The sequence below is a fragment of the Pseudomonas sp. GD04019 genome (assembly GCF_029837695.1).
Lineage (GTDB): Bacteria > Pseudomonadota > Gammaproteobacteria > Pseudomonadales > Pseudomonadaceae > Aquipseudomonas.
Map to the genome: position 1 here is coordinate 138,920 of NZ_JAOEEA010000012.1, position 26,840 is coordinate 165,759.

The window sequence follows — 26,840 nt, forward strand, 5'->3', positions numbered from 1 at the left end:
TCAGACCGGTTCAAGTCATCGGCCAGCCCTGCCGATAGTCTGTAAGACCTATTTCGTGGAACTCCCTATGAGCCGTACCGCCGCCACCGCCACTCGCCCACAGCAGGCCCTGCAGTCCTACCTGGATGCGCTGCTGCAGGAGGCGGCTGTCGAGCTGGAACAGGAGCAGGAGCTGAGTTTCGACGAGTTCGAGGCCGCCGTGCTCGAGGAACAGGTGCGCGATGCTCGTCGCGTGGAGGCCAAGCCGGTACTGGCCAGACCGCTGGCCCTGGCGGAAGCCAAGCCGCAAGTGCTGCCGACCATCGAATTGCGCATGCCGGACGTGCCGCCGATCATCGAGGTGCCAGTGGCACCTGCCGAGCCAGAGGTCGAGGCGCGTGTGGAACAGGCGCCGGCTGCCGCGCCGAGCCTGGAGGGACGGCCGAGCTGGGCGGAAGAGCCCTTCGAGTGCCTGCTGTTCGATGTGGCCGGATTGACCCTGGCGGTGCCGCTGGTTTGCCTGGGCACCATCCACCCGCTGGCGGGCACCGAGTTGACCCCGCTGTTCGGTCAGCCGGACTGGTTCCTCGGCCTTCTACCGGGCCAGGACGGCAATCTCAAGGTGCTGGACACGGCACGCTGGGTGATGCCCGAGCGCTACCGCGAAGACTTCCGCGACGGCCTGCAGTACGTGATTTCCGTGCAGGGCTACGAATGGGGCCTGGCGGTACACCAGGTCAGTCGCTCGATCCGCCTGGACCCGAGCGAGATCAAATGGCGCAGCCAGCGTTCGCAACGCCCCTGGTTGGCCGGTACGGTGATCGAACACATGTGCGCGCTGCTGGATGTCTCGGCCCTGGCCGAGCTGATCGCCAGCGGCGCCACGCGCAACGGAGCGATCCGCGCGAATTGAGTGCAACGCCCCGTTTCGCGCGGGGCTCTATAGTTAACGACAAGCGGGCTCACCCGCGAACTTGACCGAGGCTAGGGACATGAAGAAATCGTCAGCGCAAGGTTCCGAAGATCCGATTCTGCAGTGGGTGACCTTCCGCCTGGATAACGAGACCTACGGCATCAACGTGATGCAGGTGCAGGAAGTACTGCGCTACACCGAGATAGCCCCGGTTCCGGGCGCACCGACCTACGTGCTGGGCATCATCAACCTGCGCGGCAACGTGGTCACCGTGATCGACACCCGTCAGCGCTTCGGCCTGTCGCCGGCGCCGGTCACCGACAACACCCGTATCGTCATCATCGAGGCGGACAAGCAGGTGGTCGGCATCCTGGTCGACAGCGTCGCCGAGGTTGTCTACCTGCGCCAATCCGAAGTCGAGACCGCGCCGAACGTGGGCAACGAGGAATCGGCCAAGTTCATCCAGGGCGTATGCAACAAGAACGGCGAGCTGCTCATCCTGGTGGAACTGGACAAGATGATGAGCGAAGAAGAGTGGTCCGAGCTGGAGAGCATCTGACCCATGCTGGAGATCGCGGTTGCCGTGCTCGGTGTGTTCAGCGTGCTGCTTGCCGGCTTCTGCTATCAGCTGTCGCTGAAGCTGCGCCAGCAGGCGGAGCTGCAGAAGGAGCGCGACGCTCTCCGCGATCAACGCCTGAAAGAGCTTTCCCGCCGCCTGGATGCCTACCTTACCGGTAGCATCCGCATGGGCGAGGAGCTGCACGAGCTGCGCCGCGTGGTGGCGCCGCTGCCGGACAAGCTCAACCAGATGGAGCAGCGCGATCCCTCCAGCCTGTCCTTCACCCAGGCCGCCCGCCTGGTGGGGATGGGCGCCAGCGTCGATGATCTTACCCACTCCTGCGGCCTGACCCAGGCCGAGGCCGAGCTGGTCAGTCGCCTGCACAAGGCGCCAAAGCAGCGTTCTTGAGCCTTTTCCTTACATCCTTCGGTTCTGACTTTCCGATCGTGTGGCGCTAACCGTTCCAAGCGCGCGGTATCCCTGTGCCTAAGCTGAATACATGGAGCTGACTTCCCGAGGAGGTCCACCATGCGTTTCGCATTGTTGTTGCTGTTGTGCCTGGTCGTGCCGAGTGTGGGTGCCAGTGAGGCGCCGCTGGAGGTCAGGGGCGCGACCACGGTGAACGCCGTGCAGGCTCGCCAGCTCTATGAGTTCGGCGTGTTGTTCATCGATGTGCGCCCGGCCCGCGAATGGGGCTGGGGGCATGTGCACGGGGCGTTGCATCTGCAACTGGACCAGCGCTTCGTCGAGCTGTCCGGGCCGGACTGGCCGCGCAACATGCCCATCGTCCTGTACTGCGACAGCGAGGTCTGTCCGGAGAGCGCCGAGGCCGCGCGCCTGGCCGTGGGCTGGGGCTTCCAGCAGGTCTTTTACTTCCGCTCGGGTTACTTCGCCTGGCAGTTGCTTGACTTCCCCCAGGGCCGGGGGCAGGAAGGCGAGTTGCTAGCCTTTATCGCCGGGGAGCCGCCAACCGCGGCCGGTCAGACTGCGGAGTGACGTCGCGCTCCGCCGGCTCTTCGACGAAGCCGGCCGGACGCTTGCCCTTGAGGTACCAGGCGAAGGCGATGATCTCGGCGATGGTGCGGTAGAGCGGCTCGGGGATCGCATCGCCCAGTTCCAGGCGTGCCAGCAGGCGCACCAGTTCAGCGTTCTCATAGATCGGCACTTCGTACTCGCGGGCGATGGCCAGAATCGCCTCGGCCAGTTCGTCGTCACCCTTGGCGGTGAGGCTGGGCGCATTGCTGCCGTCGTAGGCGAGGGCGATTGCCTGGCGCGGGGCTTTATCCTGCTTCATGCGGTTTCATCCACCCAGCGCTGTTCCAGATTGGTCTTCGGGCCCTGCGGTGGCATGCCCTGGCGGCAGCTCAGCTCGCCCACTTCCAGGCCGGCACCGAGCAGGCGCTGGCGCAGGTTGTCCAGCTCCTGGTCGATCAGCTGCGCGGTATCCGCGCGCTCGGCCCACAGCTGGCTGGACAGGCTGCCGCGCAGCAGCTGCGCCTGGACCTGCAGCGGGCCCAGCGGGTCGAGATCGAAGGCCAGATCGATGCGCCACAGGGTTTCCTTCTGCTCCTTCTTGTTGCCGGTGTTTCCCGGTTCCTCGCGCTGCAGCTTGACCTGCAGCGGCACCACGTCGTGCTGGTTGCGCATCGGCAACTCCAGCTGCCAGGTGGTCAGCAGGTTGCCTTCGGGCGTCACCTGGGACTGGGCCAGGCTCGACAGCTGGTGCGTCTGCAGGCGCGATACGGCGGCGGCGGCCAGTTTGAGCAGGGCTTCCAGGTCGGCCTCCTCGTCCATCGCTTGCAGCAGGCGCGAGGGCAGGGGGAAGCTCATGGCCTGCTGGCGCAGGCTGACCTGGCCGAGTGCGCCGAGAGCATTGCGCACGAAGGCGGGCATGGCCTGGGCCAGCGCATTGCCGGCGCTGGCGGCGGGCAGTGGCGCGCCGCCCGGTAGCGTCGGCAACAGCTGGGCGACCAGGCGCAGCAGGTTGGCCTTGAGATCCTGCGGCAGGTTCTGCGCCTGGCCGCTGAGCAGCTTGGCCTCGAGAAACACGCCGCTCTGCTCCATGGCCTTGGCCAGGCCTTCGGCGCTGCCCAGTTGCTTGCCGTCCGGAAGCATGCCGAGCAGCTTGTCGATGCTGGTGCGCAGTTCGCTCGGCAGGCCGTCCTGCTGCGTCATGCCCTGCAGGCCCTTGAACAGGCCTTCGAGCGAACCCTGGCGGCTCTGCTGGGCGGCCAGCTGTTGGCCCAGCACCAGCTGGTCCAGGCGCCCGCTCAGTGGCAGGAAGTTGAGCGCCTGGCTGCCCTGCACCTGGGCGGTGAGCAGGCTGCCGATGGGCAACGGCAGCGGGGTTTCCACGCTCAGCTTGCTGCCGGACAGCGAGGTGTTGAGCAGATTGACCACCACCCGGTAGAGCGCCTGCTGGGTCTTGAGCTGGGCGATCTGCTCACGGGATTCGACCTTGCCTTGCAGCAGGGTGCCGACCGGTAGCTGCTCCAGGTCCAGGCTGGTCAGCAAGCGCGTGTCGCCGCCCTGCAGGGCTACGGCCAGGCGCGTCTCGGACAGCGCGGTGACGGCCAGGGTGGTGCCCTGGGCCAATGGACGTGGGCTGCTGGCTTCGAGTGTGGCTTGCTTGCCGCCGTTCAGCGTCAGCTTGAGCAGCAACTGGAAGCTTTGCGCCACTTCCTTGGCTGCCAGCACTTCGGCCTTGGCGGTTTCGCCGGCGGCCAGCATGCCTTCCAACGGCTGCAGCAGCTTCACCGCCAGATCGGCGGCGTTGGGCGTAGCGGGGCGGACGACCGGCGACGTCGCGGGAAGCGGGCGAGGACTGCTGATTTCTGCCATGGCCGGGTCACACCCTGTCAAAAAGCCGGCTTCGGAGGGTAAAGCCCGGCATGTATAATGCCGGCCGTTTCCGGGCTGGCTGTACGGTCAACTTGCCACAGTATAGCGGCCAGCCCCCCTCTGACTTGAACCCCTCCGGGATGCCATGCAGTGATCAGTCCACGACTCCAAGCCGTTGCCCTCGCCTGCGAGCGGGACTGGCGTCTGCTATTCGAGCACCTGGAGTTGGACCTCGCCGGCGGCACCCTGTTGCAGGTAGCTGGTCCCAACGGCAGCGGCAAGACCAGCCTGCTGCGCCTGCTGGCCGGGCTGATGCAGCCGACTGCCGGTGAGGTGCTGCTGAACGGCAAGCCGCTGGCCAGCCAGCATGGCGAGTTGGGGCGCAGCCTGCTGTGGATCGGCCATGCCGCCGGCATCAAGGGCCTGCTCACCGCCGAAGAGAACCTCGCCTGGCTCTGCGCGCTGCACCAGCCGGCCGCGCGCGAGGCGATCTGGCAGGCGCTGGAAGCGGTCGGACTGCGAGGTTTTGAGGATGTGCCCTGTCACACCCTGTCCGCCGGCCAGCAGCGCCGCGTGGCCCTGGCCCGGCTGTATCTGGATGCGCCGCCGTTGTGGATTCTCGACGAACCCTTCACCGCCCTGGACAAACAAGGCGTGGCGCAGCTCGAAGCGCATCTGGCGCGGCACTGCGAGCAGGGCGGCCTGGTGGTGCTGACCACCCACCACACGCTCAGCGAAAAGCCTGCCGGCTACCGCGAGCTGGACCTGGGGCGGCGCAGCGCATGAACAACGTCTTCCTCCTGCTGCTATCACGCGAAGCCCGCCTGCTGTTCCGCCGCCCGGCCGAGCTGGCCAACCCGCTGGTGTTCTTCGCCATCGTCATCGCCCTGTTCCCGCTAGCGGTCGGCCCCGAGACCAATCTGTTACAGACCTTGTCGCCCGGGCTGATCTGGGTGGCGGCGTTATTGGCCGTGCTCCTCTCGCTGGACGGGCTGTTCCGCAGTGATTTCGAGGACGGCTCGCTGGAGCAGTGGGTCCTTTCGTCGCACCCGCTGCCCCTTCTGGTCCTGGCCAAGGTGCTGGCACACTGGCTGTTCTCGGGGCTGGCCCTGGTGCTGCTGGCGCCGCTGCTGGCCCTGATGCTCGGTTTGCCGGGTCGCTGCCTGCCGGTGCTGCTGGCCTCGCTGTTGCTCGGTACCCCGGTGCTGAGCCTGCTCGGCGCGGTGGGCGCGGCACTGACCGTCGGCCTCAAGCGCGGCGGGCTGCTGCTGGCGCTGTTGATTCTGCCGCTGTACATCCCGGTGCTGATTCTCGGCACCGGGGCGCTACAGGCGGCCCTGCAAGGATTGCCGGCGGCCGGCCACCTGTTGTGGCTGGCCAGCCTGACCGCCCTGGCGGTCACCCTGACACCCTTTGCAATCGGCGCCGGGCTGAAGATCAGCGTCGGCGAATAACTAAAGAGTCACCGTGATGAGATGGACCTGGTTTCACCAGTGGGGTTCGCCCAAGTGGTTCTATGAGCGCAGCGGTCGCTGGCTGCCGTGGCTGGCCGCGGCTGCTGTGGTGCTGCTGGCCGTCGGCATCGTCTGGGGCCTGGCTTTCGCGCCGCCCGAGAAGTACCAGGGCAACAGCTACCGGATCATATATATCCATGTTCCGGCGGCGTTCCTCGCCCAGTCCTGCTACCTGATGATGGCGGTGGCCGGCCTGGTCGGCCTGGTGTGGAAGATGAAGCTGGCCGATGTCGCCCTGCAGCAGGCCGCGCCCATCGGTGCCTGGCTGTGCTTCGTCGCGCTGGTCACCGGCGCCATCTGGGGCAAGCCGACCTGGGGCACCTACTGGATCTGGGACGCGCGTCTGACCTCGATGCTGATCCTGCTGTTCCTCTACTTCGGCGTCATCGCCCTGGGCAACGCCATCAGCAACCGCGACAGCGCAGCCAAGGCCTGTGCCGTGCTGGCGCTGGTCGGCGCGGTGAACATCCCGATCATCCAGAAGTCGGTGGAGTGGTGGAATACCCTGCATCAGCCGGCCACCTTCAAGGTCACCGGCAAGGCCAGCATGAGCGTGGAGATGTGGCTGCCGCTGCTGCTCTGCGTGCTCGGCTTCTACTGCTTCCTCGGCGCCGTGTTGCTCTACCGCATGCGCACCGAGGTGCTCAAGCGCGAGGCCCGCAGCAGCTGGGTGAAGGCCGAGATCGGCCGTCTGGTGGAGGGCAGGGCATGAGCTTCGCCTCCTTCGCCGAATTCCTCGCCATGGGCCACCATGGCGCCTACGTGTGGTCGGCCTACGGCATCAGCCTGGCGGTACTGGCCCTCAACGTCGCGTTGCCGATTCTGGCCCGCCGGCGTTACCTGCAAGACGAGGCGCGCCGTTTGCGCCGGGAGAAACAACAGTGAATGCGGTCCGCAAGAAACGGCTGTACATCGTCCTGGCCATCCTCGTCGGCGTCTCCGCCGCGGTAGGCCTGGCCCTCAGCGCGCTGCAGGAGAACATCAACCTGTTCTACACCCCGACCCAGATCGCCAATGGCGAGGCGCCCAAGGACACCCGCATCCGCGCCGGCGGTATGGTCGCCGAGGGCTCGGTCAAGCGTTCCAGCGATTCGCTGCAGGTGGAGTTCGTGGTCACCGACTTCGCCAAGAACGTGACCATCCGCTACCAGGGCATCCTGCCGGACCTGTTCCGCGAGAAGCAGGGCATCGTCGCGCTGGGCAAGCTTAATGACGAGGGCGTGCTGATCGCCGACGAGGTACTGGCCAAGCACGATGAGAACTACATGCCGCCGGAAGTCACCAAGGCCCTGAAGGACAGCGGCAAGCTGCCGCAAGACGGCGAGGTCAAGCCATGAACGCCGCGCTGATGATTCCCGAGCTGGGCCATGTGGCCCTGATCCTCGCCCTGTGCCTGGCCCTGGTGCAGGCGACCCTGCCGCTGATCGGCGCCTGGCTCGGCGACCGCCAGTGGATGGGCCTGGCCCAGCCGGCGGCCTGGGGCCAGTTCGCCATGCTGGCGTTCGCCTTCGCCTGCCTGACCTGGGCCTTCATGGTCGACGACTTCTCCGTCGCCTACGTGGCCAACAACTCCAACAGCGCCTTGCCCTGGTACTACAAGTTCAGCGCCGTATGGGGCGCCCACGAGGGCTCGCTGCTGCTCTGGGCATTGATCCTCAGCGGCTGGACCTTCGCCGTGGCGATCTTCTCGCGCCAATTGCCGGACGTGATGCTGGCCCGCGTGCTGGCCGTGATGGGCATGATCAGCGTCGGCTTCCTGCTGTTCCTGATCATCACCTCCAACCCCTTCGAGCGCCTGCTGCCGGACGCGCCGCTCAACGGCCGCGACCTCAACCCGCTGCTGCAGGACTTCGGCCTTATCGTCCATCCGCCGATGCTGTACATGGGCTACGTCGGCTTCTCGGTGGCCTTCGCCTTCGCCATCGCCGCGCTGCTCGGCGGCAAGCTGGACGCCGCCTGGGCACGTTGGTCGCGGCCCTGGACCATAGTCGCCTGGGCCTTCCTCGGCATCGGCATTGCCCTCGGCTCCTGGTGGGCCTACTACGAACTGGGCTGGGGCGGCTGGTGGTTCTGGGATCCGGTGGAGAACGCCTCGTTCATGCCCTGGCTGGTCGGCACCGCGCTGATCCACTCGCTGGCCGTGACCGAGAAGCGTGGTGTGTTCAAGAGCTGGACCGTGCTGCTGGCCATCGCCGCCTTCTCCCTGAGCCTGCTCGGCACCTTCCTGGTTCGTTCCGGCGTACTGACCTCGGTGCATGCCTTCGCCAACGATCCGGCACGCGGCGTGTTCATCCTGATCTTCCTGCTGGTGGTGGTCGGTGGCTCGCTGGCGCTGTTCGCCGTGCGCGCGCCGGTGGTCAAGAGCCAGGTCGGCTTCGCCCTGTGGTCGCGCGAGACCCTGCTGCTGGCCAACAACCTGGTGCTGGTGGTGGCCGCCTCGATGATCTTGCTCGGCACCCTCTACCCGCTGGTGCTGGATGCGCTGTCCGGTGCCAAGCTGTCGGTCGGCCCGCCGTACTTCAACGCGCTGTTCGTGCCGCTGATGGCGCTGCTGATGCTGGTGATGGCCGTCGGCGTGCTGGTGCGCTGGAAGGACACCCCGGTGCAATGGCTGCTCGGCATGCTCACCCCGGTGCTGGTCGGCAGCGTGGTGCTCGGCTTCCTCGCCAGCTGGGCCTTCGGTGATTTCCACTGGAGCGTGCTGGCAGTGTTCCTGCTGGCGTTCTGGGTGTTGCTGGCCGGCGCACGCGACCTGCTCGACAAGTGCCGCCACAAGGGGCTGCTGAAGGGTATGCGCAGCCTCTCCAGCAGCTACTGGAGCATGCAGCTGGCGCACCTCGGCATCGCCGTGTGCGCCATCGGCGTGGTGCTGGTCAGCCATGGCAGCGCCGAGCGCGACCTGCGTCTGGCGCCGGGCGAGTCCCTGGAGTTGGGCGGCTATGTGTTCGTCTTCGAGGGTGCCAAGCACTTCGAAGGCCCCAACTTCACCTCGGACAAGGGCACCGTGCGCGTGCTGCAGGATGGCGAGGAAGTCGCCGTGCTGCACCCGGAGAAGCGCCTGTATACCGTGCAACAGATGCCGATGACCGAGGCCGGCATCGACGCCGGGCTGACCCGCGACCTCTACGTCGCCCTCGGCGAGCCGCTGGAGAATGGCGCCTGGGCCGTGCGCGTGCACATCAAGCCCTACGTGCGCTGGATCTGGCTGGGTGGCTTGATGATGGGCCTCGGCGGCCTGCTGGCGGCCTTCGACCCGCGCTATCGGGTCAAGGTGCGTAGCCGCGTGCGCGACGTGCTGGGCATGCCGGAGGCGACTGCATGAAGCGCCTGATCCTGCTGTTGCCGCTGGCGCTGTTCCTGGCCATGGCCGTGTTCCTCTACCGCGGCCTGTTCCTCAATCCGCAGGAGCTGCCCTCGGCGCTGATCGACAAGCCGCTGCCGGCCTTCAGCCTGCCGGACCTGAAGAACGAGCAGCGCATGATCACCGAGAAGGACCTCAAGGGCCCGGCGCTGGTCAACGTCTGGGCCACCTGGTGCCCGACCTGCAAGGCCGAGCACCACATGCTCAATCGCCTGGCCGAGGCCGGCGTGGTGATCCACGGGGTCAACTACAAGGACGACAGCGAGGCCGCGCGCAAGTGGCTGAAGGATTACCTCGACCCCTACCAGGTCAACGTAGCCGACCCGCAGGGCTCGCTCGGCATCAACCTGGGCGTGTATGGCGCGCCGGAGACCTTCCTGATCGATGCCCAGGGCGTCATCCGCCACAAGTACGTCGGCGCCATCGACGAGAACGTCTGGCGCAAGGAGCTGGCGCCGCGTTACCAGGCCCTGCAGGAGGAGACACCGTGAAGCGTCTGCTGATCGCCTGCCTGCTGGGGCTTAGCCTGGTCGGCGCCGCCCGTGCCGCCATCGATACCTACCAGTTCAAGGACGAGGTCGAGCGCGAGCGCTTCCGCGGCCTCACCGAAGAGTTGCGCTGCCCCAAGTGTCAGAACCAGAACATCGCCGACTCCAATGCGCCGATCGCCACCGACCTGCGTCGCGAGATCTTCCGCATGCTGGAAGAGGGCAGGAGCGACAAGGAGATCGTCGATTTCCTGGTCATGCGTTATGGCGACTTCGTGATGTACAAGCCGCCGCTGGACAGCCGCACCTGGCTGCTCTGGTACGGCCCCTTCGGCCTGCTGGGCCTGGGCGCCATCGCGCTCTGCGTGCTGGTGTTGCGCCGCCGCAAGGTGGAACAGGCGCCGGCACAGGTGGCCCTGAGCGCCGCCGAACGTGAGCGCCTGGACGCTCTGCTGAAAGAAACCCGGGATACCCAAGACTGATGATCGAATTCTGGCTCGCCGTCGGCCTGCTGCTGCTGGTCGGCACGGCTTTCCTGCTGATTCCCGTGCTGCGTGGCCGTCGCGCCCAGGCCGAGGAAGACCGCACCGCACTCAACGTCGCCCTGTACCAGGAGCGCCTGGCCGAACTCACCGCGCAGCGCGAGGCCGGCACGCTGACTGGCGAACAGTTCGACGCCGGCCAGGCCGAGGCCGCGCGCGAACTGCTGGCCGACACCGAGGGTGCCGGCAATGGCCGTGGTCGCCTGCTGGGCAAGGCCCTGCCGCTGTTGATCGCCCTGGCGCTGCCGGGCCTGACCTTCGGCCTGTACTGGCACTGGGGCGCGAGCCAGGAGTTGGCCGCCATGCAGGATCGCCCGACCATCGACCAGATGACTGCGCGCCTGGAACAGGCGGTCAAGGACAACCCGGATTCCGCCGAGGCCTGGTACTACCTGGGCCGCATCTACATGGGTAACGGCGACGCCGGTAAGTCCGCCATGGCCTACGAGCATGCGGTGCGTGCCGCCGGCCGCGCGCCCGAGCTGCTCGGCCTGTGGGCCCAGGCCCTGTACTTCGCCGCGGACAAGCAGTGGAGCGCGCAGATGCAGGCGCTCACCGACGAGGCGCTCAAGGCCGATCCCAACGAGGCCACCAGCCTCGGCCTGCTGGGCATCGCCGCCTTCGAGGAAGAGCGCTTCGCCGAGGCCATCGACTACTGGCAGCGCCTGTCGGCGCAGATGCCGGCGGAAGACCCGGCCCGCGCCTCGATCCAGGTCGGTATCGACCGTGCCCGCGAGCAAATGCAGGCCGCCGGCCAGCCGGCGCCGGGCGAAGTGGTGAACAAATCCATGGCGGTGATCCGCGTCAGCGTCGATCTGGCTCCTACACTCAAGTCCAAGGTGCAGCCTGGCGATACGGTGTTCGTCTTCGCCCGCGCCGCGTCTGGCCCGCCCATGCCGCTGGCGGTCAAGCGCCTGACCGTGGCCGACCTGCCGGCCAAGGTCGAACTGAGCGACAAGGACGCGATGATGGAGCAGCTCAAGCTCTCCAGCTTCCCGCAGATCCAACTGGTGGCGCGGGTTTCGCGCAGTGGTGTGGCGACCCAGGGTGAGTGGGTCGGTCGTGGTCAACCGATCGCCAGCAGCACCAGCGAGCCCCAGCAACTGCTGATCGACAGCCCGGAGCAAGCGCAATGAACAAGTCGCTGGTTTCTCTCACCCTGCTGCTCGCCCTGAGCGGCTGCGCCCTGCAGCCAGGCGTCACGCCCAAGGGCGGCGAGCCTGCGCAGAAGCAGCAGAGCCATCCGCGCTATGCGCCGCCACCCGGTGGCAATGCCTATTGGGACCCGGCGCTGGGCGTGTATGTGATCCAGGGTTCTACCAAGCTGTACTACCGCGAGCGTGTCTACTACCGCTGGGATCGCGGCTGGAACTGGGCCAGTAGTCCGAGCGGCCCCTGGCAGCCCACCGACAGCAGCGGTGTGCCGGCGGGTCTCGGTCGCACCATCGCCGACTAAGAACCATCCCGTATCTCTTGATCGTCGGCCATGCTGCGTTGAAATGGGGTTCGGACTGCTCATTTACACCTCGTAAACTGCGCGTCCTCACCCCATTTCGCCTTGCCTGGCTCTAGCTCAAAAGATTCGGAATAGGTTCTAGAGCGGCCAGCGCCGCCTCCAGATTGCGCCGGGCCGGCGCTTCCCATAGCGCCGCCAGCGGCGCATGGTGATAGAGCGCCGGTGTATCCAGCAACTGGCGCAACAGCTTGGCGCGGCCGGCGCGGAACAGCGGCTCCGGCACCCAGGCATACTCGGCGCGCACGGCCGCTTCGTAGCCCGCATACACTTCTGCACCGCTCGCCAGAATCGATAGATCGATATCCACCACCAGCGCCGCATCGGCGTCTTCCGGCGCCTGCTGATGGCGGGTGGCGAGGATCATCTCGCGCAGCGCCGCGCTCCGTTCGCCCAGGTCCGCGTCCTCCAGCCACTGGCAGGCGCGCTCGGCGCTGGCCGCCTCGTTGTCCTGGCGGCGGGTGTCGTAGACCAGGTCATGGGTCCATAGGGCCAGCTCCACCAGCGCGGGGTCCCTGGCCAAGTGCTGCCAGCGTTGCAGATGGGCCAGGCAGGCCTGGATATGGCTGATGCCGTGGTAGTGGCGGTCCGGCGCGGCATAGGCCGCCGATAGCTCGGCGTAACTGCCGTTCGGTGCCGAGCCGCCCAGTTCCTGCCAGAGTGCTTGCCAGCGTGTTTCCGAGAGCATCCTTCACCTCGCCAGAATCGGGGCCGCCAGCATAGCGCGGGCGCGGCTCTTGGCCGCGAAAAACCCTGTGATACACTCCGCCGACCCCCAGATTTGCCCCCCTTTTCCAAGGAAATCCATGAGCTTCATGGCAGCGGATAGCCGCGTTCTGCAGTCTTCCCGATCCGCGCCCGCGGAGGCCCTGGCATGCGCCTGAAGTGCATCAAGCTGGCGGGCTTCAAGTCCTTCGTCGACCCGACCACGGTCAACTTCCCCAGCAACATGGCGGCGGTGGTCGGGCCCAACGGCTGCGGCAAGTCCAACATCATCGACGCCGTACGCTGGGTGATGGGCGAGAGTTCGGCGAAGAACCTGCGCGGCGAGTCGATGACCGACGTCATCTTCAACGGCTCCAACACCCGCAAGCCGGTGACCCAGGCCTCCATCGAGCTGATCTTCGACAACTCCGACGGCAGTCTGGTCGGCGAATACGCCGCCTTCGCCGAGATTTCCATCCGCCGCCGGGTGACCCGCGACTCGCAAAACACCTATTTCCTCAACGGCACCAAGTGCCGTCGGCGTGACATCACCGATATCTTCCTCGGCACCGGCCTGGGCCCGCGCAGCTACTCGATCATCGAACAGGGCATGATCTCCAAGCTGATCGAGGCCAAGCCCGAGGATCTGCGGAATTTCATCGAGGAGGCCGCCGGCATCTCCAAGTACAAGGAGCGCCGCCGCGAGACCGAGAGCCGCATCCGCCGCACCCAGGAAAACTTGGCGCGCCTGACCGACCTGCGCGAAGAGCTGGAACGCCAGCTCGAACGCCTGCATCGCCAGGCCCAGGCCGCCGAGAAGTACCAGGAATACAAGGCCGAGGAGCGCCAGCTCAAGGCCCAGCTGTCGGCCCTGCGCTGGCAGGCGCTGAACCTGCAGGTGGGCAGTCGCGAGCAGGTGATCGGCGACCAGGAAGTGGCCTACGAGGCCCTGGTGGCCGAGCAGCGCAGCGCCGACGCCAGCATCGAGCGGCTGCGCGACGGCCATCATGAGCTGTCCGAACGCTTCAACCAGGTCCAGGCACGCTTCTACTCAGTGGGCGGCGACATCGCCCGCGTCGAGCAGAGCATCCAGCATGGCCAGCAGCGTCTGCGCCAGCTGCAGGACGATCTCAACGAGGCCGAGCGCGCGCGTCTGGAAACCGAATCACACTTGGGCCACGACCGCACCCTGCTGGCCACCCTGGGTGAAGAGCTGGCCATGCTCGAACCCGAACAGGAGCTGACCAGCGCCGCCGCCGAGGAGTCCGCCGCCGCCCTGGAAGAGGCCGAAGGCGCCATGCACGGCTGGCAGGAACAGTGGGAAAGCTTCAACCAGCGCAGCGCCGAGCCGCGTCGCCAGGCCGAAGTGCAGCAGGCACGCATCGCCCAGCTGGAACAAAGCCTGGAGCGCCTGGTCGAGCGTCAGCGCCGCCTAAGCGACGAGCTGGCCCAGCTGGCCGCCGATCCCGAAGACGCCGCCATCCTCGAGCTGGCCGAGCAACTGGCCGTCAGCGACATGCAGCTGGACGAGTTGCACGCCGCCGAAGAGGGCCAGGCCGAGCGCCTTGAACAGCTGCGTGGCGAACTGCAGCAGGCCAGCCAGGCCCAGCAACAGGCCCAGGGCGAACTGCAGCGGCTGAACGGCCGCATTGCCTCGCTGGAGGCGCTGCAGCAGGCCGCGCTCAATCCCGGCAAGGGCGCCGCCGAATGGCTGCGCGAGCAGCAACTGAGCAACCGTCCGCGCCTGGCCGAGGGCCTGCGCGTGGAGAGCGGCTGGGAACTGGCCGTGGAGACGGTGCTGGGTGCCGATCTGCAGGCCGTGCTGCTGGATGATTTCAATGGTTTGAACCTGAACGGCTTCGACCAGGGCGAACTGCGCCTGATCAACCCGCAAAGCGGTGGCGCGCGCATCGCCGGCAGCCTGCTGGACAAGGTCGAGGCCAGCATCGACCTGGCGCCCTGGCTGGGCAAGGTGCGCCCGGTCGAGAGCCTGGATCAGGCCCTGGCCCAGCGCCTGCAACTGGGCGATGGCGAGTCGCTGATCAGCCGCGACGGCTACTGGGTCGGCCGGCAGTTCCTGCGTGTGCGGCGAGCCAGCGAGGCCGAGAGCGGCGTGCTGGCGCGCGGTCAGGAGCTGGAGCGGCTGCAGGCCGAGCGTGACGAGCGCGAAGCGGCCTTGGCTGATCTCGAGGAAAATCTGCAGCGCTTGCAGGCCGCACAGCGCCAGCAGGAAGAGGCGCGCGAACAGCAGCGCCGTCTGGTGCAGGATGAAGCGCGTCGTCAGGGCGAGCTGAAGGCCAAACTCTCCGCCGGCCAGGCCAAGGCCGAGCAGCTGGCCCTGCGTCGTCGTCGCCTGGAGGAAGAGCAGGGCGAGGCCGCCGAGCAGCGCGAGCTGGAGCAGGAACAGTTGGGCGAGTCGCGCCTGGTCCTGCAGGACGCGCTGGATGCCATGGCCACCGACACCGAGCAGCGCGAGACTCTGCTGGCCAGCCGCGACCAGCTGCGCGAGCGCCTCGACCGGGTGCGCCAGGAGGCGCGCCAGCACAAGGACCATGCCCATCAGCTGGCGGTGCGCCTGGGCAGCATCCGCGCCCAGCATGAGTCCACGCGCCAGGCCCTGGAGCGCCTGGAGCTGCAGTTCGAGCGTGCCATCGAGCGCCGCGAGCAGCTCAATCTCAATCTGGAGGAGGGCGCCGCGCCGCTGGAAGAGCTGCGCATGAAGCTCGAGGAACTGCTGGAAAGACGCATGGGCGTGGAGGACGAGCTCAAGCTCGCGCGCCTGGCGCTGGAAGATGCCGACCGCGAGCTGCGCGACGCCGAGAAGCGGCGCAGCCAGGCCGAGCAGCAGGCGCAGCTGCTGCGTGGCCAGCTGGAACAGCAGCGCATGGACTGGCAGGGCCTGAACATACGGCGCAAGGCGCTGCAGGATCAGTTGCTGGAAGACGGCTACGACCTGCACGGGGTGCTCGCCACGCTGCCCACCGAGGCCAGCGAAGCGGCCTGGGACCAGCAGCTGGAGCAGCTGGCGGGGCGTATCGCCCGTTTGGGGGCGATCAACCTGGCGGCCATCGACGAATACCAGCAGCAGTCCGAGCGCAAGCGCTACCTGGATGCGCAGAATGCCGACCTGGTGGAGGCTTTGGAGACCCTGGAAAACGTCATCCGCAAGATCGACAAGGAAACCCGCAACCGCTTCAAGGAGACCTTCGATCAGATCAACTCCGGCCTGCAGGCGCTGTTCCCCAAGGTCTTCGGCGGCGGTCACGCCTACCTGGAGCTGACCGGCGAAGACCTGCTGGATACCGGCGTGGCCATCATGGCGCGCCCGCCGGGCAAAAAGAACAGCACCATCCACCTGCTGTCCGGTGGTGAGAAGGCGCTGACCGCCCTGGCCCTGGTGTTCGCGATATTCAAGTTGAACCCGGCGCCGTTCTGCATGCTCGATGAAGTGGATGCGCCGCTCGACGACGCCAACGTCGGCCGCTATGCACGGCTGGTCAAGGAGATGTCGGAGACGGTGCAGTTCATCTATATCACCCACAACAAGATCGCCATGGAGATGGCCGATCAACTGATGGGGGTGACCATGCACGAGCCAGGTTGCTCGCGCCTGGTGGCGGTGGATGTCGAGGAGGCGATGACGCTGGTGGAGGCCTGAACCAGGCATTAAGCGGGGCAAAATGCCTTGCAACGGTGCACATTTACCGTTCGTCGTGCTAGCTTAGGCCTCACTTTTGTTACGCGCGAAAAATATCTGTAGAAACATACAGTTGTTCGCGTTCCAAAGGGGCAGGAAGCCCTTATTTTCATTACATTTTTCATCGTTCAGGGGCTTGGGAGTTTCATGGAGCTGCGCTATTGGCTGATCGTCATCGGTGTCATCGTCATCGTCGGCATTCTGTTTGATGGCTGGCGCCGCATGCGTGGGGGCAGTGGCAAGCTGAAGTTCAAGCTGGACCACAGTTTCAGCAACCTCCCCGACGACGATGCCGATCCCGACCTGCTTGGCCCCGCACGCGTCATCGATCGCAAGCGCGAACCCGAATTCAACGAAGCGGACATGCCCACCGTCAGCGCCAGCGAGCTCAACCGCAAGCGCAACCTCGAGCCGAAACAGGGCGACCTGGGGCTGGACGCCGACGAGCCGGTGCCAACCCTGCTGATTCCTGTCGAAGATGACGAGGAGCTGCCCACCCAGGCCCGCGAAGCGCTACCGGTGGAGGAAGTGCTGGTGATCAACGTGATCGCCCGCGATGCCGACGGCTTCAAGGGCCCGGCGCTGCTGCAGAACATCCTGGAGAGCGGCCTGCGCTTCGGCGAGATGGACATCTTCCACCGCCACGAGAGCATGGCCGGTAACGGTGAAGTGCTGTTCTCCATGGCCAACGGCGTCAAGCCGGGCACCTTCGACCTGGACGACTTCGAGCTGTTCTACACCCCGGCGGTGAGCTTCTTCCTCGGCCTGCCGGGCCCGCGCCATCCGAAGCAGGCGTTCGACGTGATGATCGCCGCCGCGCGCAAGCTGGCCCACGAGCTGAACGGCGAGCTGAAGGACGACCAGCGCAGCGTGATGACCGCGCAGACCATCGAGCATTACCGTCAACGCATCGTCGAGTTCGAGCGCAAGAAGCAGCTCGCCGGCAAGCGCTGACCGCTTCACCGCATGCAATCCCAAGAGCAGCCTAGGCTGCTCTTGTCGTTTTCAAGGACACCCGCACCATGACCGACGCCACCCAACGCATTGCCGACCTCCGTGCCGAACTGGATGAGCACAACTACCGCTACTACGTGCTGGACGAGCCCAGCGTGCCGGACGCCGAGTACGACCGCCTGTTCCGCGAACTGCAGGCCCTGGAGGCCGAGCATCCGGAGCTGGTGACGCCCGAGTCACCGACCCAGCGCGTCGGTGGTGAGGCGCTGAGCGCCTTCGGCGAGGTGCGCCACGAGGTGCCCATGCTCAGCCTGGGCAACGGTTTCGAGGAAGAAGACCTGCGTGCCTTCGACCGCAGCGTGCAGAACGGCCTGGGTCTCTCCGGTGGCGATCTGTTCGGCGGTAGCGCCGCGGTGGAATACAGCTGCGAGCCCAAGCTCGATGGCCTGGCCGTCAGCCTGCTGTATCGCGACGGCCAACTGGTGCGCGGCGCCACCCGTGGCGACGGCAGCACCGGCGAAGACATCAGCGCCAACGTGCGCACCATCCGCAACGTGCCGCTGAAGCTCAAGGGCGAAGGCTGGCCGGCGCTGTTGGAAGTGCGTGGCGAGGTCTACATGCCCAAGGCCGGCTTCGACGAGCTCAACGCGCGCCAGGCCGAGAGTGGCGGCAAGACCTTCGCCAACCCGCGTAATGCCGCGGCCGGCAGCCTGCGTCAACTGGACCCGAAGATCACCGCCAGTCGCCCGCTGGAGTTCTGCTGCTACGGTGTCGGCCAGGTCAGCGGCGAGCTGCCGGCCACCCAGGTCGGCATGCTGCAGCAGCTCAAGGCCTGGGGCGTGCCGATCAGCCGCGAGCTGAAGCTGGCCAAGGGCGTGGAGGCCTGCCTGGACTATTACCGCGACATCGGCGAGCGGCGCATGGGCCTGGCCTATGACATCGATGGCGTGGTGTTCAAGGTCAACAACATCGAGGACCAGCAGCAGCTGGGCTTCCGCGCGCGCACCCCGCACTGGGCGCTGGCCCACAAGTTCCCTGCCCAGGAGGAACTCACCGAGCTGCTCGACGTGGAGTTCCAGGTCGGCCGTACCGGAGCCGTTACCCCGGTGGCGCGCCTCAAACCGGTCAAGGTGGCCGGCGTCACCGTGGCCAACGCCACCCTGCACAACATGGATGAAGTGGCGCGCCTGGGCCTGATGATCGGCGACACCGTGATCATCCGCCGCGCCGGCGACGTGATCCCCCAGGTGATGCAGGTGGTGACCGAGCGCCGCCCCGCCGACGCCCGCGAAGTGCACGTGCCCGAGCAGTGCCCGGTGTGCGGTTCCGCCGTCGAGCGCACCCAGCTGGTCAAACGCGCCAAGGGTAAGGAGACCACCAGCGAAGGCTCGGTCTACCGCTGCGTCGGCCGCTTGGCCTGCGGTGCCCAGCTGAAGCAGGCGATCATTCACTTCGCCTCGCGCCGCGCCCTGGATATCGAAGGCCTGGGCGACAAGATCGTCGAACAACTGGTAGACACCGGGCTGGTAGCTTCGCCGGCCGACCTGTTCACCCTGACCTACGAGCAGGTAGTGGTGCTGGAAGGCTTCGCCGACCTGTCGACCCGCAACCTGCTGGCGGCGATAAAGGCCAGCGCCAAGCCGAGCCTGGCGCGCTTCATCTATGCCCTAGGCATCCCAGATGTCGGCGAGGAGACCGCCAAGCTGCTGGCCCGCGCGCTCGGCTCGCTGGCGCGCATCCGCCAGGCCCTGCCGGAAGTGCTGACCTACCTGCCGGATGTGGGCCTGGAGGTGGCCTTCGAGATCCACAACTTCTTCGGCGACTCGCACAACCTCAAAGTCATCGACGAGCTGCTGGCGCGTGGCGTCGAGCTGCAGGAGGAGGGCGAGCTCAGCGCCGAGTTCGCCGCCTGCGCGACCCTGCCCGGCTTTATCGACAAGCTCAACATCCCCTTTATCGCCGCCACCGGTGCCGAGAAGCTGGCGGCCAAGTTCGGCAGCCTGGAGGGCGTGATCAAGGCCGACTGGCTGGACCTGCGCCAGGTCGAGCGCCTCAACGAGAAGGCCGCCAAGTCCCTGCGCGACTTCTTCGATGTGCCAGCCAATGCCGAGCGCGCCGCACGCATCGAGGCGCAGCTGCGTGACTTCGGCATGCACTGGGCGAGCGAGAAGAGGGTGGTCGAGGGCTTGCCGCTGGCCGGGCAGACCTGGGTGCTCACCGGCACGCTGGAAACCATGAGCCGCGATGTCGGCAAAGACAAGCTGGAAGGCCTGGGCGCCAAGGTGGCGGGATCGGTATCGGCCAAGACCCACTGCGTGGTGGCCGGGCCTGGCGCCGGCTCCAAACTGACGAAAGCCAGCGAGCTGGGCGTGAAGGTGATGGACGAAGCGGAATTTCTGCAGCTGCTGGCCGGCTACGGTCTTTGAGCTAAGAGGCCCCGGCGAACGCCGGGGCCCTGACCATTACTGGCCGGTGACGTTGACGCAGGTCTTGCCGTAGAAGGGGTAGAAGCCCTTGGTGTGGTAGTCGGCGGTGGCAACGGTGGAGATGCTGCCGTTGGCCTTGGCGGCTTCGATGGAAGCGTCGCCCTTGTTGACCAGGCCGATGATGGTGGTGGCGCAGGAGGTGCCCTGCTTGCCGCCCTGAGCGGTGGTGGCGGTGATCGGACCTTTAACGTCGGTGATCAGGCCTACGCCTACCGGCGACAGACCGTTGGCGCAGCCGCTCAGCAGGGTGGCGAAGGCAGTGGCAGTCAGAATACGTTTCAGCATTTTTAGCATCCTTGGCTTTTGGTATGTCCCGGCCCAACACCGGGCTCGCGGCGACCTTAACCAAGGAGGCGCCGCGGAGCAAACGTGGTTGCCCGCAGCGTTGACTGGTTCAAATTCTGCGCAATTCCATCGCGTTAATTGAGGCCGTCCAGCAGCGCCTTGGCCGGCACCAGCTTGACCGCCTTCTTCGCGGCGATCTGAATCGCCTTGCCGGTGGCCGGGTTGCGACCGGTGCGTGCCGGACGCTCGCTGACCTTGAGCTTGCCGATGCCCGGCAGGCTGATCTCGCCATCGTTCTCCAGGGCATCCGCGACTATGTCGCCAAGCTGGTCGAGCAGGGCGCGCACGTCGCTCTTCTGCAGGTCGGTGGCTTCGGCGAGGTCGGAAATCAGCTGGTCTTTGGTGATGGCCATGGGGCGCTCCGGTGAGAGGGTTTGGCCGGCAAGCTACCACAAAGCGGCTTCATCTTCCCGGTCGCTGTCCACGCGGCTGCGGGTCAGGTTTTTCCCGAGGCTGGGCAGGCTATTTTGCGACCCGGTCGCGTTGGAATTCCCCTACGGCCAGTCGTGCATGCAGTGTCTATGCTTAGTGGCATAACAATATTGCTGACGACCCCGCTGGAGCTTGCCATGTTGCGTCTATTCGCCGATCTCGGATTCCGCTGGAAGATCGCGCTGCCGATTCTGCTGCTGGCCGTACTGCTGGTGCTGATGGGCACGCTCGGTGTATTTGGCATCGGTCAAGTGGCCGACTCCAGCACCAAGCTGACCAACCGCTATCTGCCCGCCATCAGTCTGCTATTGAATGCCGACCGCGATCTCTATCAGGCCTTCACTGCTGAACGCAGCCTGCTCGACGAGGCGGCCAGCGAGCACGTCGAGGCCTTGCGCGCGGCCCATGCGGAGAATGCCCAGCAGGCCTACGACCGCGTGCATAAATACGCAGAGATGCAGCCCGGCGCCGAGGCCATGGCCCTGGTGGCCAAGTTCGACAGCGGTTTCGCCCAATGGAAGGCCACCTCGGCCAAGGTGCTTGAACTGATCGGCAGCGATCCTGCGGCCGCCTCGGCCCTCAGCTTCGGCGACAGCGAGGCCCAGTTCGAGGCCATGCGTGACTCCATCGACAAGCTGGGAGAGCTGGAGGACAAGGAGGCCAACGACGAAGGCAACCTGGCCATTGCCCTGGGCGAGGAGCGCAGCTGGCAGCAGGGCGGCATCACCGTGTTCGGCCTGCTGATCTGTGCCGTGCTGGTGCTGGGCTTCCCGGTGCTGGTGACTCGCCCGCTGCACAATCTGCTGCACCGTATCGAGCAGATCGCCGATGGCGATGGCGACCTGCGCGTGCGTCTGGATGTGCTCTCGCGTGACGAGCTGGGCAAGCTCAGCCATGCCTTCAACCGTTTCCTCGACAAGCTGCAGCCGCTGATCCGCGAGGTAGGTCGGGTCACCGGCGAGGTCGCCGACTCGGCCCAGACTCTGGCTGGGATGGCGGCGGCCAACGACCGCCTGATCAGCAGCGAACACGCGGCGGTAGACCAGGTCAGCACTGCGGCCAGTGAGATGAGTGCTGCGGTGCACGAGGTGGCGCGCAGCGCGCAGAACGCCGCGGATGCCGCGCGTACCGCCGAGGTGCAGTCGCGCGAGGGCGCCGAGGTGGTCGGTGCCACCATCCATGCGATTCGCCAGTTGGCCCACGAGGTCGAAAGCGCCTCTGACACCATCCAGACCCTGGAACAGGAGACCGCCAATATTGGCGCCGTGCTGGCGGTGATCAAGGGCATCGCCGAGCAGACCAATCTGCTCGCGCTCAACGCCGCCATCGAGGCGGCGCGGGCCGGCGAGCAGGGCCGTGGTTTTGCCGTGGTGGCTGACGAGGTGCGCGCCTTGGCCGCGCGCACCCAGGAGTCGACCAAGGACATCCAGCAGATGATCGAGCGCCTGCAATCGGGCGTGCAGAACGCGGTCAAGGCCATGCATTCGGGCAGCGCCCGGGCTCGCGACAGCGTGGAGCGCGCCGCGGGGGTGGACGGCGCGCTGTCGGCCACCGGCGACTCGGTGGCGCGGATCAACGACATGGCCGCGCAGATCGCCAATGCCTGCGACGAGCAGAGCAGCGTGACCGAGGAGATCGCGCGCAACATCAGCGATATCCGCGACCTGTCCAACGAGGCGGCGCAGACTTCGGAGCAGAGCACCCAGGCCAGCGCGCGGCTGTCCGAGCTGTCGCACGGGCTGGCGCAACTGGTCGGGCGGTTCCGCGTCTGATCCGCCGTCTGCGCGTCTAAGTGGTTGTAACTTCTCGGTTTGCCAGTACAATGGCGCGTCCCGTCGCCTGACGGGCTGCGTTATGGTGGTCCCATCGGTCCCCCCGCAACGATTACCCGTCAACCTGGTCAGGTCCGGAAGGAAGCAGCCACAGCGGGAACATCGTGTGCCGGGGTGTGGCTGGTGGGGCCGCCTCCAATCTCTCCCCGCCAATCATTCGTTCAAACGGACTCGTTCCGCGCTTCGTCGTGCCTAGTGGAAGTCGCGGCTGCGCACGTCCAGGCCGTCGAGCAGGGGTGTGAGGTCGTGCAGGCGGCCGGCGATCACGTGGCGTACGCCGCTGGCCTGTTCCAGGTGACCGTCTACCTGCATCAGCCGGGCGCCAACCAACACACGGCGCTGGCGCTCGGCCAGTTCGAGGCGGACCACCACGTTGAGCATGCCGTGCTCGTCTTCCAGGGTGACGAAGGTGATGCCGCTGGCGGTCTGTGGCCGTTGTCGGCCGATGACCAGGCCGGCGACCTTGACCAGGCGGCCGTTGCTGAGCCCATCCAGCTCCCGCGAGCTGCGGCAGCGCCGTGCGCGCAGGTCGTCGCGCAGCAGGGTCAGCGGGTGCGGGCCCAGAGTGGTGCCGATGATGGCGTAGTCGGTCTGCACGTCCTCGCCCTGGTTCGGCTGCGGTAGCTGCACCGGCGACTCGTCGGCGGCCGGCAGCTCGGCGAACAGCGGCGCCTGGCGCTCCACCCCGGCGATCGCCCAGCGCGCCTGGTGGCGATGACCGACCAGGCCCTGCAGGGCGCCGGCATCGGCCAGCAGGGCGCGGCAGCGGTCGTCCAGGTCGACGCGCAGGCAGAGATCGGCGATATCGCTGAAGGGCTGCATCTGGCGGACCCTCTCCAGGCGCCGCGCGTGCTCCTCGCGCAGGCCACGGATCAGGCGCAATCCCAGGCGCAGGGCGGGCTGGCCATCCGCGCCGGGCTCCAGGCTGCAATCCCAGTCGCTGTGGCGCACGTCCAGCGGGCGGATTTCGACCTGGTGCCGGCGAGCGTCCTGCAGCAGCTGGTCCGGGCTGTAGAAACCCATCGGCCAGCTGTTGATCAGGGCGCAGACGAAGGCTGCCGGCTCGTGGCATTTGAGCCAGCTGCTGGCATAGGTGAGCAGGGCGAAGCTGGCCGAGTGGGACTCGGGGAAGCCGTAGTTACCGAAGCCCTTGATCTGCTCGAAGATGCGCGCGGCAAATTCGGCGCTGTAACCACGCGCCAGCATGCCCTCGGTCAGGCGCTGCTGGTGCGGCTCCAGGCCGCCGCGACGTTTCCAGGCGGCCATGCAGCGGCGCAGGTCGTCGGCCTCGCCGTGGGTATAGCCGGCGGCGACCACCGCCAGCTCCATCACCTGCTCCTGGAACAGCGGCACGCCCAGGGTGCGCTCGAAGACATTCTTCAGTTCCTCGCTGGGGTAGGTGACTTCTTCTTCACCGTTGCGACGACGCAGATAGGGATGGACCATATCGCCCTGGATCGGTCCCGGGCGGACGATGGCCACCTCGATCACCAGGTCGTAGAACTCCTTGGGTTTGAGCCGCGGCAGCATGGCCATCTGCGCCCGCGACTCGATTTGGAACACGCCGATGGTGTCGGCACGGCTAATCATCTCGTAGGTGGCCTGGTCTTTCTCGGGGAGCGTCGCCAGGGTCCAGCGCTTGCCGCGGTAGTGGGCGATCAGGTCGAAGCAGCGGCGCAGGGCGGTAAGCATGCCCAGGGCCAGTACGTCGACCTTGAGCAGGCCGACCTCGTCCAGGTCGTCCTTGTCCCACTGGATCACCGTGCGCTCGGCCATGGCGGCGTTCTCCACCGGCACCAGTTCGGTCAGCGGTCGCTCGGAGATGACGAAGCCGCCGGGGTGTTGCGACAGGTGGCGGGGAAAACCGATCAGCGCGTCGGTCAGCGCCAGCACCCGGCGCAGCGCCGGGCTTTCCGGGTCGAAGCCAGCCTCGCGCAGGCGCTCGGGCGGCGGCAGGCGGTCGGTCCAGCGGCCACAGCAGTCGGCCAGGGCGCCTTGCTGCTGCGCCGGCAGGCCGAGGGCCTTGGCCACGTCACGGATGGCGCCGGCTCCGTGGTAGGTATTGACCACGGCGGTAAGGGCGGCGCGGTCGCGGCCATAGCGGCGGAACACGTATTGGATGACTTCCTCGCGCCGTTCGTGCTCGAAATCCACGTCGATATCCGGCGGCTCGTTGCGCTCGCGTGACAGGAAGCGTTCGAACAGCAGTCGGCGGCCTTCCTGTAAGGGATCGAGTTCGGTAATGCCGAGCACGAAGCACACCGCCGAGTTGGCCGCCGAGCCTCGGCCCTGGCAGAGGATGTGCTGGCTGCGAGCGAAGGCGACGATGTCGTGCACGGTGAGGAAGTAGCTCTCGTACTCCAGCTCGGCGATCAGCTGCAGCTCCTTCTCCAGCTGATCCCGAACCTTCTGTGTCATGCCATTCGGCCAGCGATTGCGCGCGCCTTGCTCGACCAGATGACGCAGCCAGGTGGTAGCCGTCTGGCCCGCTGGGACGACCTCATGAGGATATTCGTACTTGAGCTGGTCGAGATCGAAATGGCAGCGCTCGGCGATGCGCAGGCTCTCCGTCAGCAGTTCAGGAGGATACAGCTCACGCAGCTCGCCCAGGCGCCGCAGGTGGCGTTCACCGTTGGCGAACAGGTACTGGCCGGCCTCGGCCACGGTCAGATGATGGCGGATGGCGGTCATGCAGTCCTGCAGGGCGCGGCGGCCACGGGCGTGCATATGCACATCGCCGCAGGCCACGGCGGGAATGCCGGTGTGCTCGGCCAGTGCCAGTAGCTCGGCCAGGCGCCCGGCATCGTCCGGGCCGCGGTGCAGCTCCACGCCCAGCCACAGGCGTTGGGGGAACAGCGTCTGTAGCCAGTGGCCGTCTTGCGCGTTGTGCCGGTCGGGCAGCCACAGCGCCAGCAGGCCTTCGAGCGGCGCCGACAGGTCCTCGCGCAGTAGGCGATAGCTGCCTTTGTCGGCGCGCCGACGGGCGCGGGTGATCAACTGGCATAGGCGCTGGTAACCCGCCAGGTTCTCCACCAGCAGAACCAGCTTGGGGCCGTGGTCGATGCGCAGCTCGCAGCCGACGATCAGGGGCACGCCGCTTTCCTTGGCCGCCTGCCAGGCGCGCACGATACCGGCCAGGCTGCATTCGTCGGTGATCGCCAGGGCGCGGTAGCCCAGGCGCCGGGCGCGCTCGAACAGTTCCAGGGCGCTGGAGGCGCCGCGCTGGAAGCTGAAGTTGGACAGGCAGTGCAGCTCGGCATAACCGTTCATGCGAACCACCCGTGCAGCTGGAACGGCTCGTCCGTGCCGACGCTGCGGAACACCCAGGCGCGCTGGCCGTTGCGGGTTTCCACCAGGTAGTAGTCGCGGCGCAGGTCGCCACCGTCCCACCAGCCGGACTCGATGCGCTCCGGGCCGGCGAGGATGCGCGCCAGCGGTTCGCGCAGCGGCTGTGGCTCGTGCAGCAGCCAGCCCGGACGCGGCCGATCGGCGAGAGCCATGGCCTTGCCGGAGAAAGGGCGCCAGGCGTGTTCGGGGCGTGGGTCGGCATGGGCACTGAGGCCGTGCAGGGCGTCATCGCCGAGGCGGGCGCGCAGGCGCTCGCGCAGCTGCTCCCAGCTCTGGTTCTGCTGGGGGCGTGGATCGAACAGCTCGCGGCATTCGGGCACGAAGGCCGGCAGATCGCGGGCCGTCAGCGTCAGGGCCAGCACCGGCGCAGGCAGTTGCAGCTGCTCCAGGCGCACGCGGGTCAGCTCGAAGAGCAGGCCGGCATCGCGTTCGGCGGCGAGCAGGCCGACCTTGAGTTCGGTGGCCACGCCGCTGCGGTGCTCCAGGGTCAGGCTGAAACGCTGCACGCCACCGTCGCGGCTGGCCAGGTAGGCAGCCAGGTCACCCAGGGCGCGGCGCAGCGGAAACAGCAGGGCCTGGTGCGAGGCAACCTCGAAGTTCAGCTCGATGCGCGTGCTGAACTCGTCCGGCGGCAGGTAGAAGTCCAGCCCCAGCGGGCGGTGGCCGAGCAACTGGTCCAGGTGCCCCAGCAGCTGGGATGGAAAGCGCCTGGCCAGGCCTTCGCGCGGCAACTCCAGCACCTGGCGCAGCTGGCGCAGGCCCATGCGTGTCAGGGCGCTGGCCATCTCGCCGGGCAGGCCGGCGCGGGTGACCGGCAGCTGAGCGATGGCCCGGGGCAGCTCTCGCTCGTCGACGGCCAGCTCGGCGTGAACATTGGCCAGGGCGCGGGCAGCGGCCGGATTGGGGGCCAGGACGATGCGGTGGCGATAGCCCAGGGCATCCAGCTCCGTGCGTAGCCGTTGCTCCAGGCGGGGCCAGGGGCCGAGCAGGGCCAGGCTGGAATGCACTTCCAGCAGCAGGGCACGTGGGTAGTGCAGGCTGACCTGCGAGCTGAAGCCATAGGCCCAGGCGGCGAGGAACTGCTGGCAGCGCTCCACGGCGGCCAGGTCGTAGTCGGCAGTGGCGAAGTCGCGACTGAGCAGCTGGGCGGCGTTCAGCGCCATGCCGGGGCGCAGGCCGAGTTCGCGCGCCGCCGGGTTGAGCGCCTGCAGTACGCGGCGATTGGCCGGCCCGCTGAGCAGTGCCAGCGGCGCCTGCGGGTCATCGCGCTGGCGCAGTGCGTGGTCCAGCGCCAGTTGCGGCAGGAGAATGCAGGCCCAGCGCATCTCGGC

At 67.0% G+C, this 26,840-nt stretch carries 25 protein-coding genes and 1 other RNA gene; 19 read left to right on the forward strand and 7 right to left on the reverse strand.

All coding sequences use genetic code 11. The features are described from left to right. Positions 1-67: 67 nt before the first annotated feature. From N7607_RS18800 to N7607_RS18815, 4 genes are all read left to right on the forward strand, one after another. Entirely contained in the window at positions 68-892 is an 825-nt protein-coding gene (locus N7607_RS18800; RefSeq protein ID WP_279867376.1) for a CheW domain-containing protein, read from the forward strand. A gap of 79 nt (positions 893-971) precedes the next feature. Next, positions 972-1,451: a chemotaxis protein CheW gene (locus N7607_RS18805; protein WP_137972867.1), complete on the forward strand. Its 480-nt coding sequence runs from the start codon at positions 972-974 to the stop codon at positions 1,449-1,451. Between the two features lie 3 nt (positions 1,452-1,454). Beyond that, complete coding sequence (locus tag N7607_RS18810) at positions 1,455-1,859, forward strand: DUF2802 domain-containing protein (protein ID WP_137972868.1); 405 nt, start codon at positions 1,455-1,457, stop codon at positions 1,857-1,859. 120 nt (positions 1,860-1,979) lie between these two features. Next, positions 1,980-2,447 carry a rhodanese-like domain-containing protein gene (locus N7607_RS18815; protein ID WP_279867378.1) on the forward strand — a complete coding sequence of 156 codons (468 nt, stop codon included), beginning with the start codon at positions 1,980-1,982 and terminating at the stop codon, positions 2,445-2,447. On the opposite strand, the gene N7607_RS18820 is transcribed toward N7607_RS18815, so the two are convergent. Beyond that, positions 2,401-2,745 (reverse strand): EscU/YscU/HrcU family type III secretion system export apparatus switch protein, encoded by a 345-nt coding sequence (locus N7607_RS18820; RefSeq protein WP_279867380.1) that lies wholly within the window; start codon positions 2,743-2,745, stop codon positions 2,401-2,403. The genes N7607_RS18815 and N7607_RS18820 overlap by 47 nt on opposite strands. After that, entirely contained in the window at positions 2,742-4,292 is a 1,551-nt protein-coding gene (locus tag N7607_RS18825; protein ID WP_279867382.1) for a flagellar hook-length control protein FliK, read from the reverse strand. The genes N7607_RS18820 and N7607_RS18825 overlap by 4 nt, the downstream gene beginning before the upstream one ends. Positions 4,293-4,442: 150 nt before the next feature. On the opposite strand from N7607_RS18825, the gene ccmA reads away from it, so the two are divergent. The 10 genes from ccmA to N7607_RS18875 are packed head-to-tail and all read left to right on the forward strand — an operon-like array spanning position 4,443 to position 11,653. After that, the gene (gene ccmA, locus N7607_RS18830; RefSeq protein ID WP_279867384.1) at positions 4,443-5,078 is read left to right on the forward strand and encodes a cytochrome c biogenesis heme-transporting ATPase CcmA; all 636 of its coding nucleotides are present in this window, start codon (positions 4,443-4,445) and stop codon (positions 5,076-5,078) included. After that, entirely contained in the window at positions 5,075-5,746 is a 672-nt protein-coding gene (ccmB, locus tag N7607_RS18835) for a heme exporter protein CcmB (RefSeq protein ID WP_279867385.1), read from the forward strand. The genes ccmA and ccmB overlap by 4 nt, the downstream gene beginning before the upstream one ends. A gap of 13 nt (positions 5,747-5,759) precedes the next feature. Next, positions 5,760-6,518: a heme ABC transporter permease gene (locus tag N7607_RS18840; protein WP_279867387.1), complete on the forward strand. Its 759-nt coding sequence runs from the start codon at positions 5,760-5,762 to the stop codon at positions 6,516-6,518. After that, a complete protein-coding gene (ccmD, locus tag N7607_RS18845; RefSeq protein ID WP_137972875.1) occupies positions 6,515-6,691 on the forward strand; it encodes a heme exporter protein CcmD in 177 nt (58 codons plus the stop codon). Before N7607_RS18840 ends, ccmD begins: the two co-directional genes overlap by 4 nt. After that, positions 6,688-7,143 (forward strand): cytochrome c maturation protein CcmE, encoded by a 456-nt coding sequence (gene ccmE, locus N7607_RS18850; RefSeq protein WP_279867389.1) that lies wholly within the window; start codon positions 6,688-6,690, stop codon positions 7,141-7,143. Before ccmD ends, ccmE begins: the two co-directional genes overlap by 4 nt. 11 nt (positions 7,144-7,154) lie before the next feature. Further along, positions 7,155-9,128, forward strand: a complete 1,974-nt coding sequence (locus N7607_RS18855; protein ID WP_279867428.1) for a heme lyase CcmF/NrfE family subunit — start codon at positions 7,155-7,157, stop codon at positions 9,126-9,128. After that, entirely contained in the window at positions 9,125-9,658 is a 534-nt protein-coding gene (locus N7607_RS18860; protein WP_279867390.1) for a DsbE family thiol:disulfide interchange protein, read from the forward strand. Before N7607_RS18855 ends, N7607_RS18860 begins: the two co-directional genes overlap by 4 nt. Next, the gene (locus tag N7607_RS18865; RefSeq protein ID WP_192398456.1) at positions 9,655-10,137 is read left to right on the forward strand and encodes a cytochrome c-type biogenesis protein; all 483 of its coding nucleotides are present in this window, start codon (positions 9,655-9,657) and stop codon (positions 10,135-10,137) included. Before N7607_RS18860 ends, N7607_RS18865 begins: the two co-directional genes overlap by 4 nt. Then, the gene (gene ccmI / locus N7607_RS18870; protein ID WP_279867392.1) at positions 10,137-11,333 is read left to right on the forward strand and encodes a c-type cytochrome biogenesis protein CcmI; all 1,197 of its coding nucleotides are present in this window, start codon (positions 10,137-10,139) and stop codon (positions 11,331-11,333) included. Before N7607_RS18865 ends, ccmI begins: the two co-directional genes overlap by 1 nt. After that, a complete protein-coding gene (locus tag N7607_RS18875; RefSeq protein ID WP_279867395.1) occupies positions 11,330-11,653 on the forward strand; it encodes a hypothetical protein in 324 nt (107 codons plus the stop codon). Before ccmI ends, N7607_RS18875 begins: the two co-directional genes overlap by 4 nt. 112 nt (positions 11,654-11,765) lie before the next feature. Here N7607_RS18875 and N7607_RS18880 read toward each other — a convergent pair whose 3' ends face one another. After that, positions 11,766-12,398, reverse strand: a complete 633-nt coding sequence (locus N7607_RS18880) for a hypothetical protein (RefSeq protein WP_279867397.1) — start codon at positions 12,396-12,398, stop codon at positions 11,766-11,768. Positions 12,399-12,584: 186 nt separating this feature from the next. Here N7607_RS18880 and smc point away from each other — a divergent pair, with 186 nt between their 5' ends. The 3 genes from smc to ligA all read left to right on the forward strand — a co-directional run bounded on the left by smc (position 12,585) and on the right by ligA (position 19,492). Further along, positions 12,585-16,073 carry a chromosome segregation protein SMC gene (gene smc, locus N7607_RS18885; protein ID WP_279867399.1) on the forward strand — a complete coding sequence of 1,163 codons (3,489 nt, stop codon included), beginning with the start codon at positions 12,585-12,587 and terminating at the stop codon, positions 16,071-16,073. Positions 16,074-16,259: 186 nt separating this feature from the next. Then, positions 16,260-17,066 (forward strand): cell division protein ZipA, encoded by an 807-nt coding sequence (zipA, locus tag N7607_RS18890; RefSeq protein WP_279867400.1) that lies wholly within the window; start codon positions 16,260-16,262, stop codon positions 17,064-17,066. A 68-nt stretch (positions 17,067-17,134) separates the two neighbouring features. After that, on the forward strand, positions 17,135-19,492 hold the full coding sequence (gene ligA, locus N7607_RS18895) for an NAD-dependent DNA ligase LigA (RefSeq protein ID WP_279867402.1): 2,358 nt from the start codon (positions 17,135-17,137) through the stop codon (positions 19,490-19,492). A 36-nt stretch (positions 19,493-19,528) separates the two neighbouring features. Here ligA and N7607_RS18900 read toward each other — a convergent pair whose 3' ends face one another. Continuing rightward, the gene (locus N7607_RS18900; RefSeq protein ID WP_279867403.1) at positions 19,529-19,837 is read right to left on the reverse strand and encodes a TRL-like family protein; all 309 of its coding nucleotides are present in this window, start codon (positions 19,835-19,837) and stop codon (positions 19,529-19,531) included. Positions 19,838-19,971: 134 nt separating this feature from the next. Then, positions 19,972-20,250 carry an HU family DNA-binding protein gene (locus tag N7607_RS18905; protein WP_279867405.1) on the reverse strand — a complete coding sequence of 93 codons (279 nt, stop codon included), beginning with the start codon at positions 20,248-20,250 and terminating at the stop codon, positions 19,972-19,974. Positions 20,251-20,466: 216 nt separating this feature from the next. Here N7607_RS18905 and N7607_RS18910 point away from each other — a divergent pair, with 216 nt between their 5' ends. Further along, positions 20,467-22,101, forward strand: a complete 1,635-nt coding sequence (locus N7607_RS18910; RefSeq protein WP_279867406.1) for a methyl-accepting chemotaxis protein — start codon at positions 20,467-20,469, stop codon at positions 22,099-22,101. 92 nt (positions 22,102-22,193) lie between these two features. Further along, an RNA gene (gene ffs / locus N7607_RS18915) (signal recognition particle sRNA small type) lies at positions 22,194-22,290 on the forward strand. 63 nt (positions 22,291-22,353) lie between these two features. Here the strand turns inward: ffs and N7607_RS18920 are convergent. Together N7607_RS18920 and N7607_RS18925 are read right to left on the reverse strand one after the other, a co-directional pair. Then, complete coding sequence (locus N7607_RS18920) at positions 22,354-25,431, reverse strand: error-prone DNA polymerase (RefSeq protein WP_279867407.1); 3,078 nt, start codon at positions 25,429-25,431, stop codon at positions 22,354-22,356. Then, positions 25,428-26,834, reverse strand: coding sequence for a DNA polymerase Y family protein (locus N7607_RS18925; protein WP_279867409.1), 1,407 nt, complete (start codon positions 26,832-26,834; stop codon positions 25,428-25,430). The genes N7607_RS18920 and N7607_RS18925 overlap by 4 nt, the downstream gene beginning before the upstream one ends. Positions 26,835-26,840: the final 6 nt, after the last annotated feature.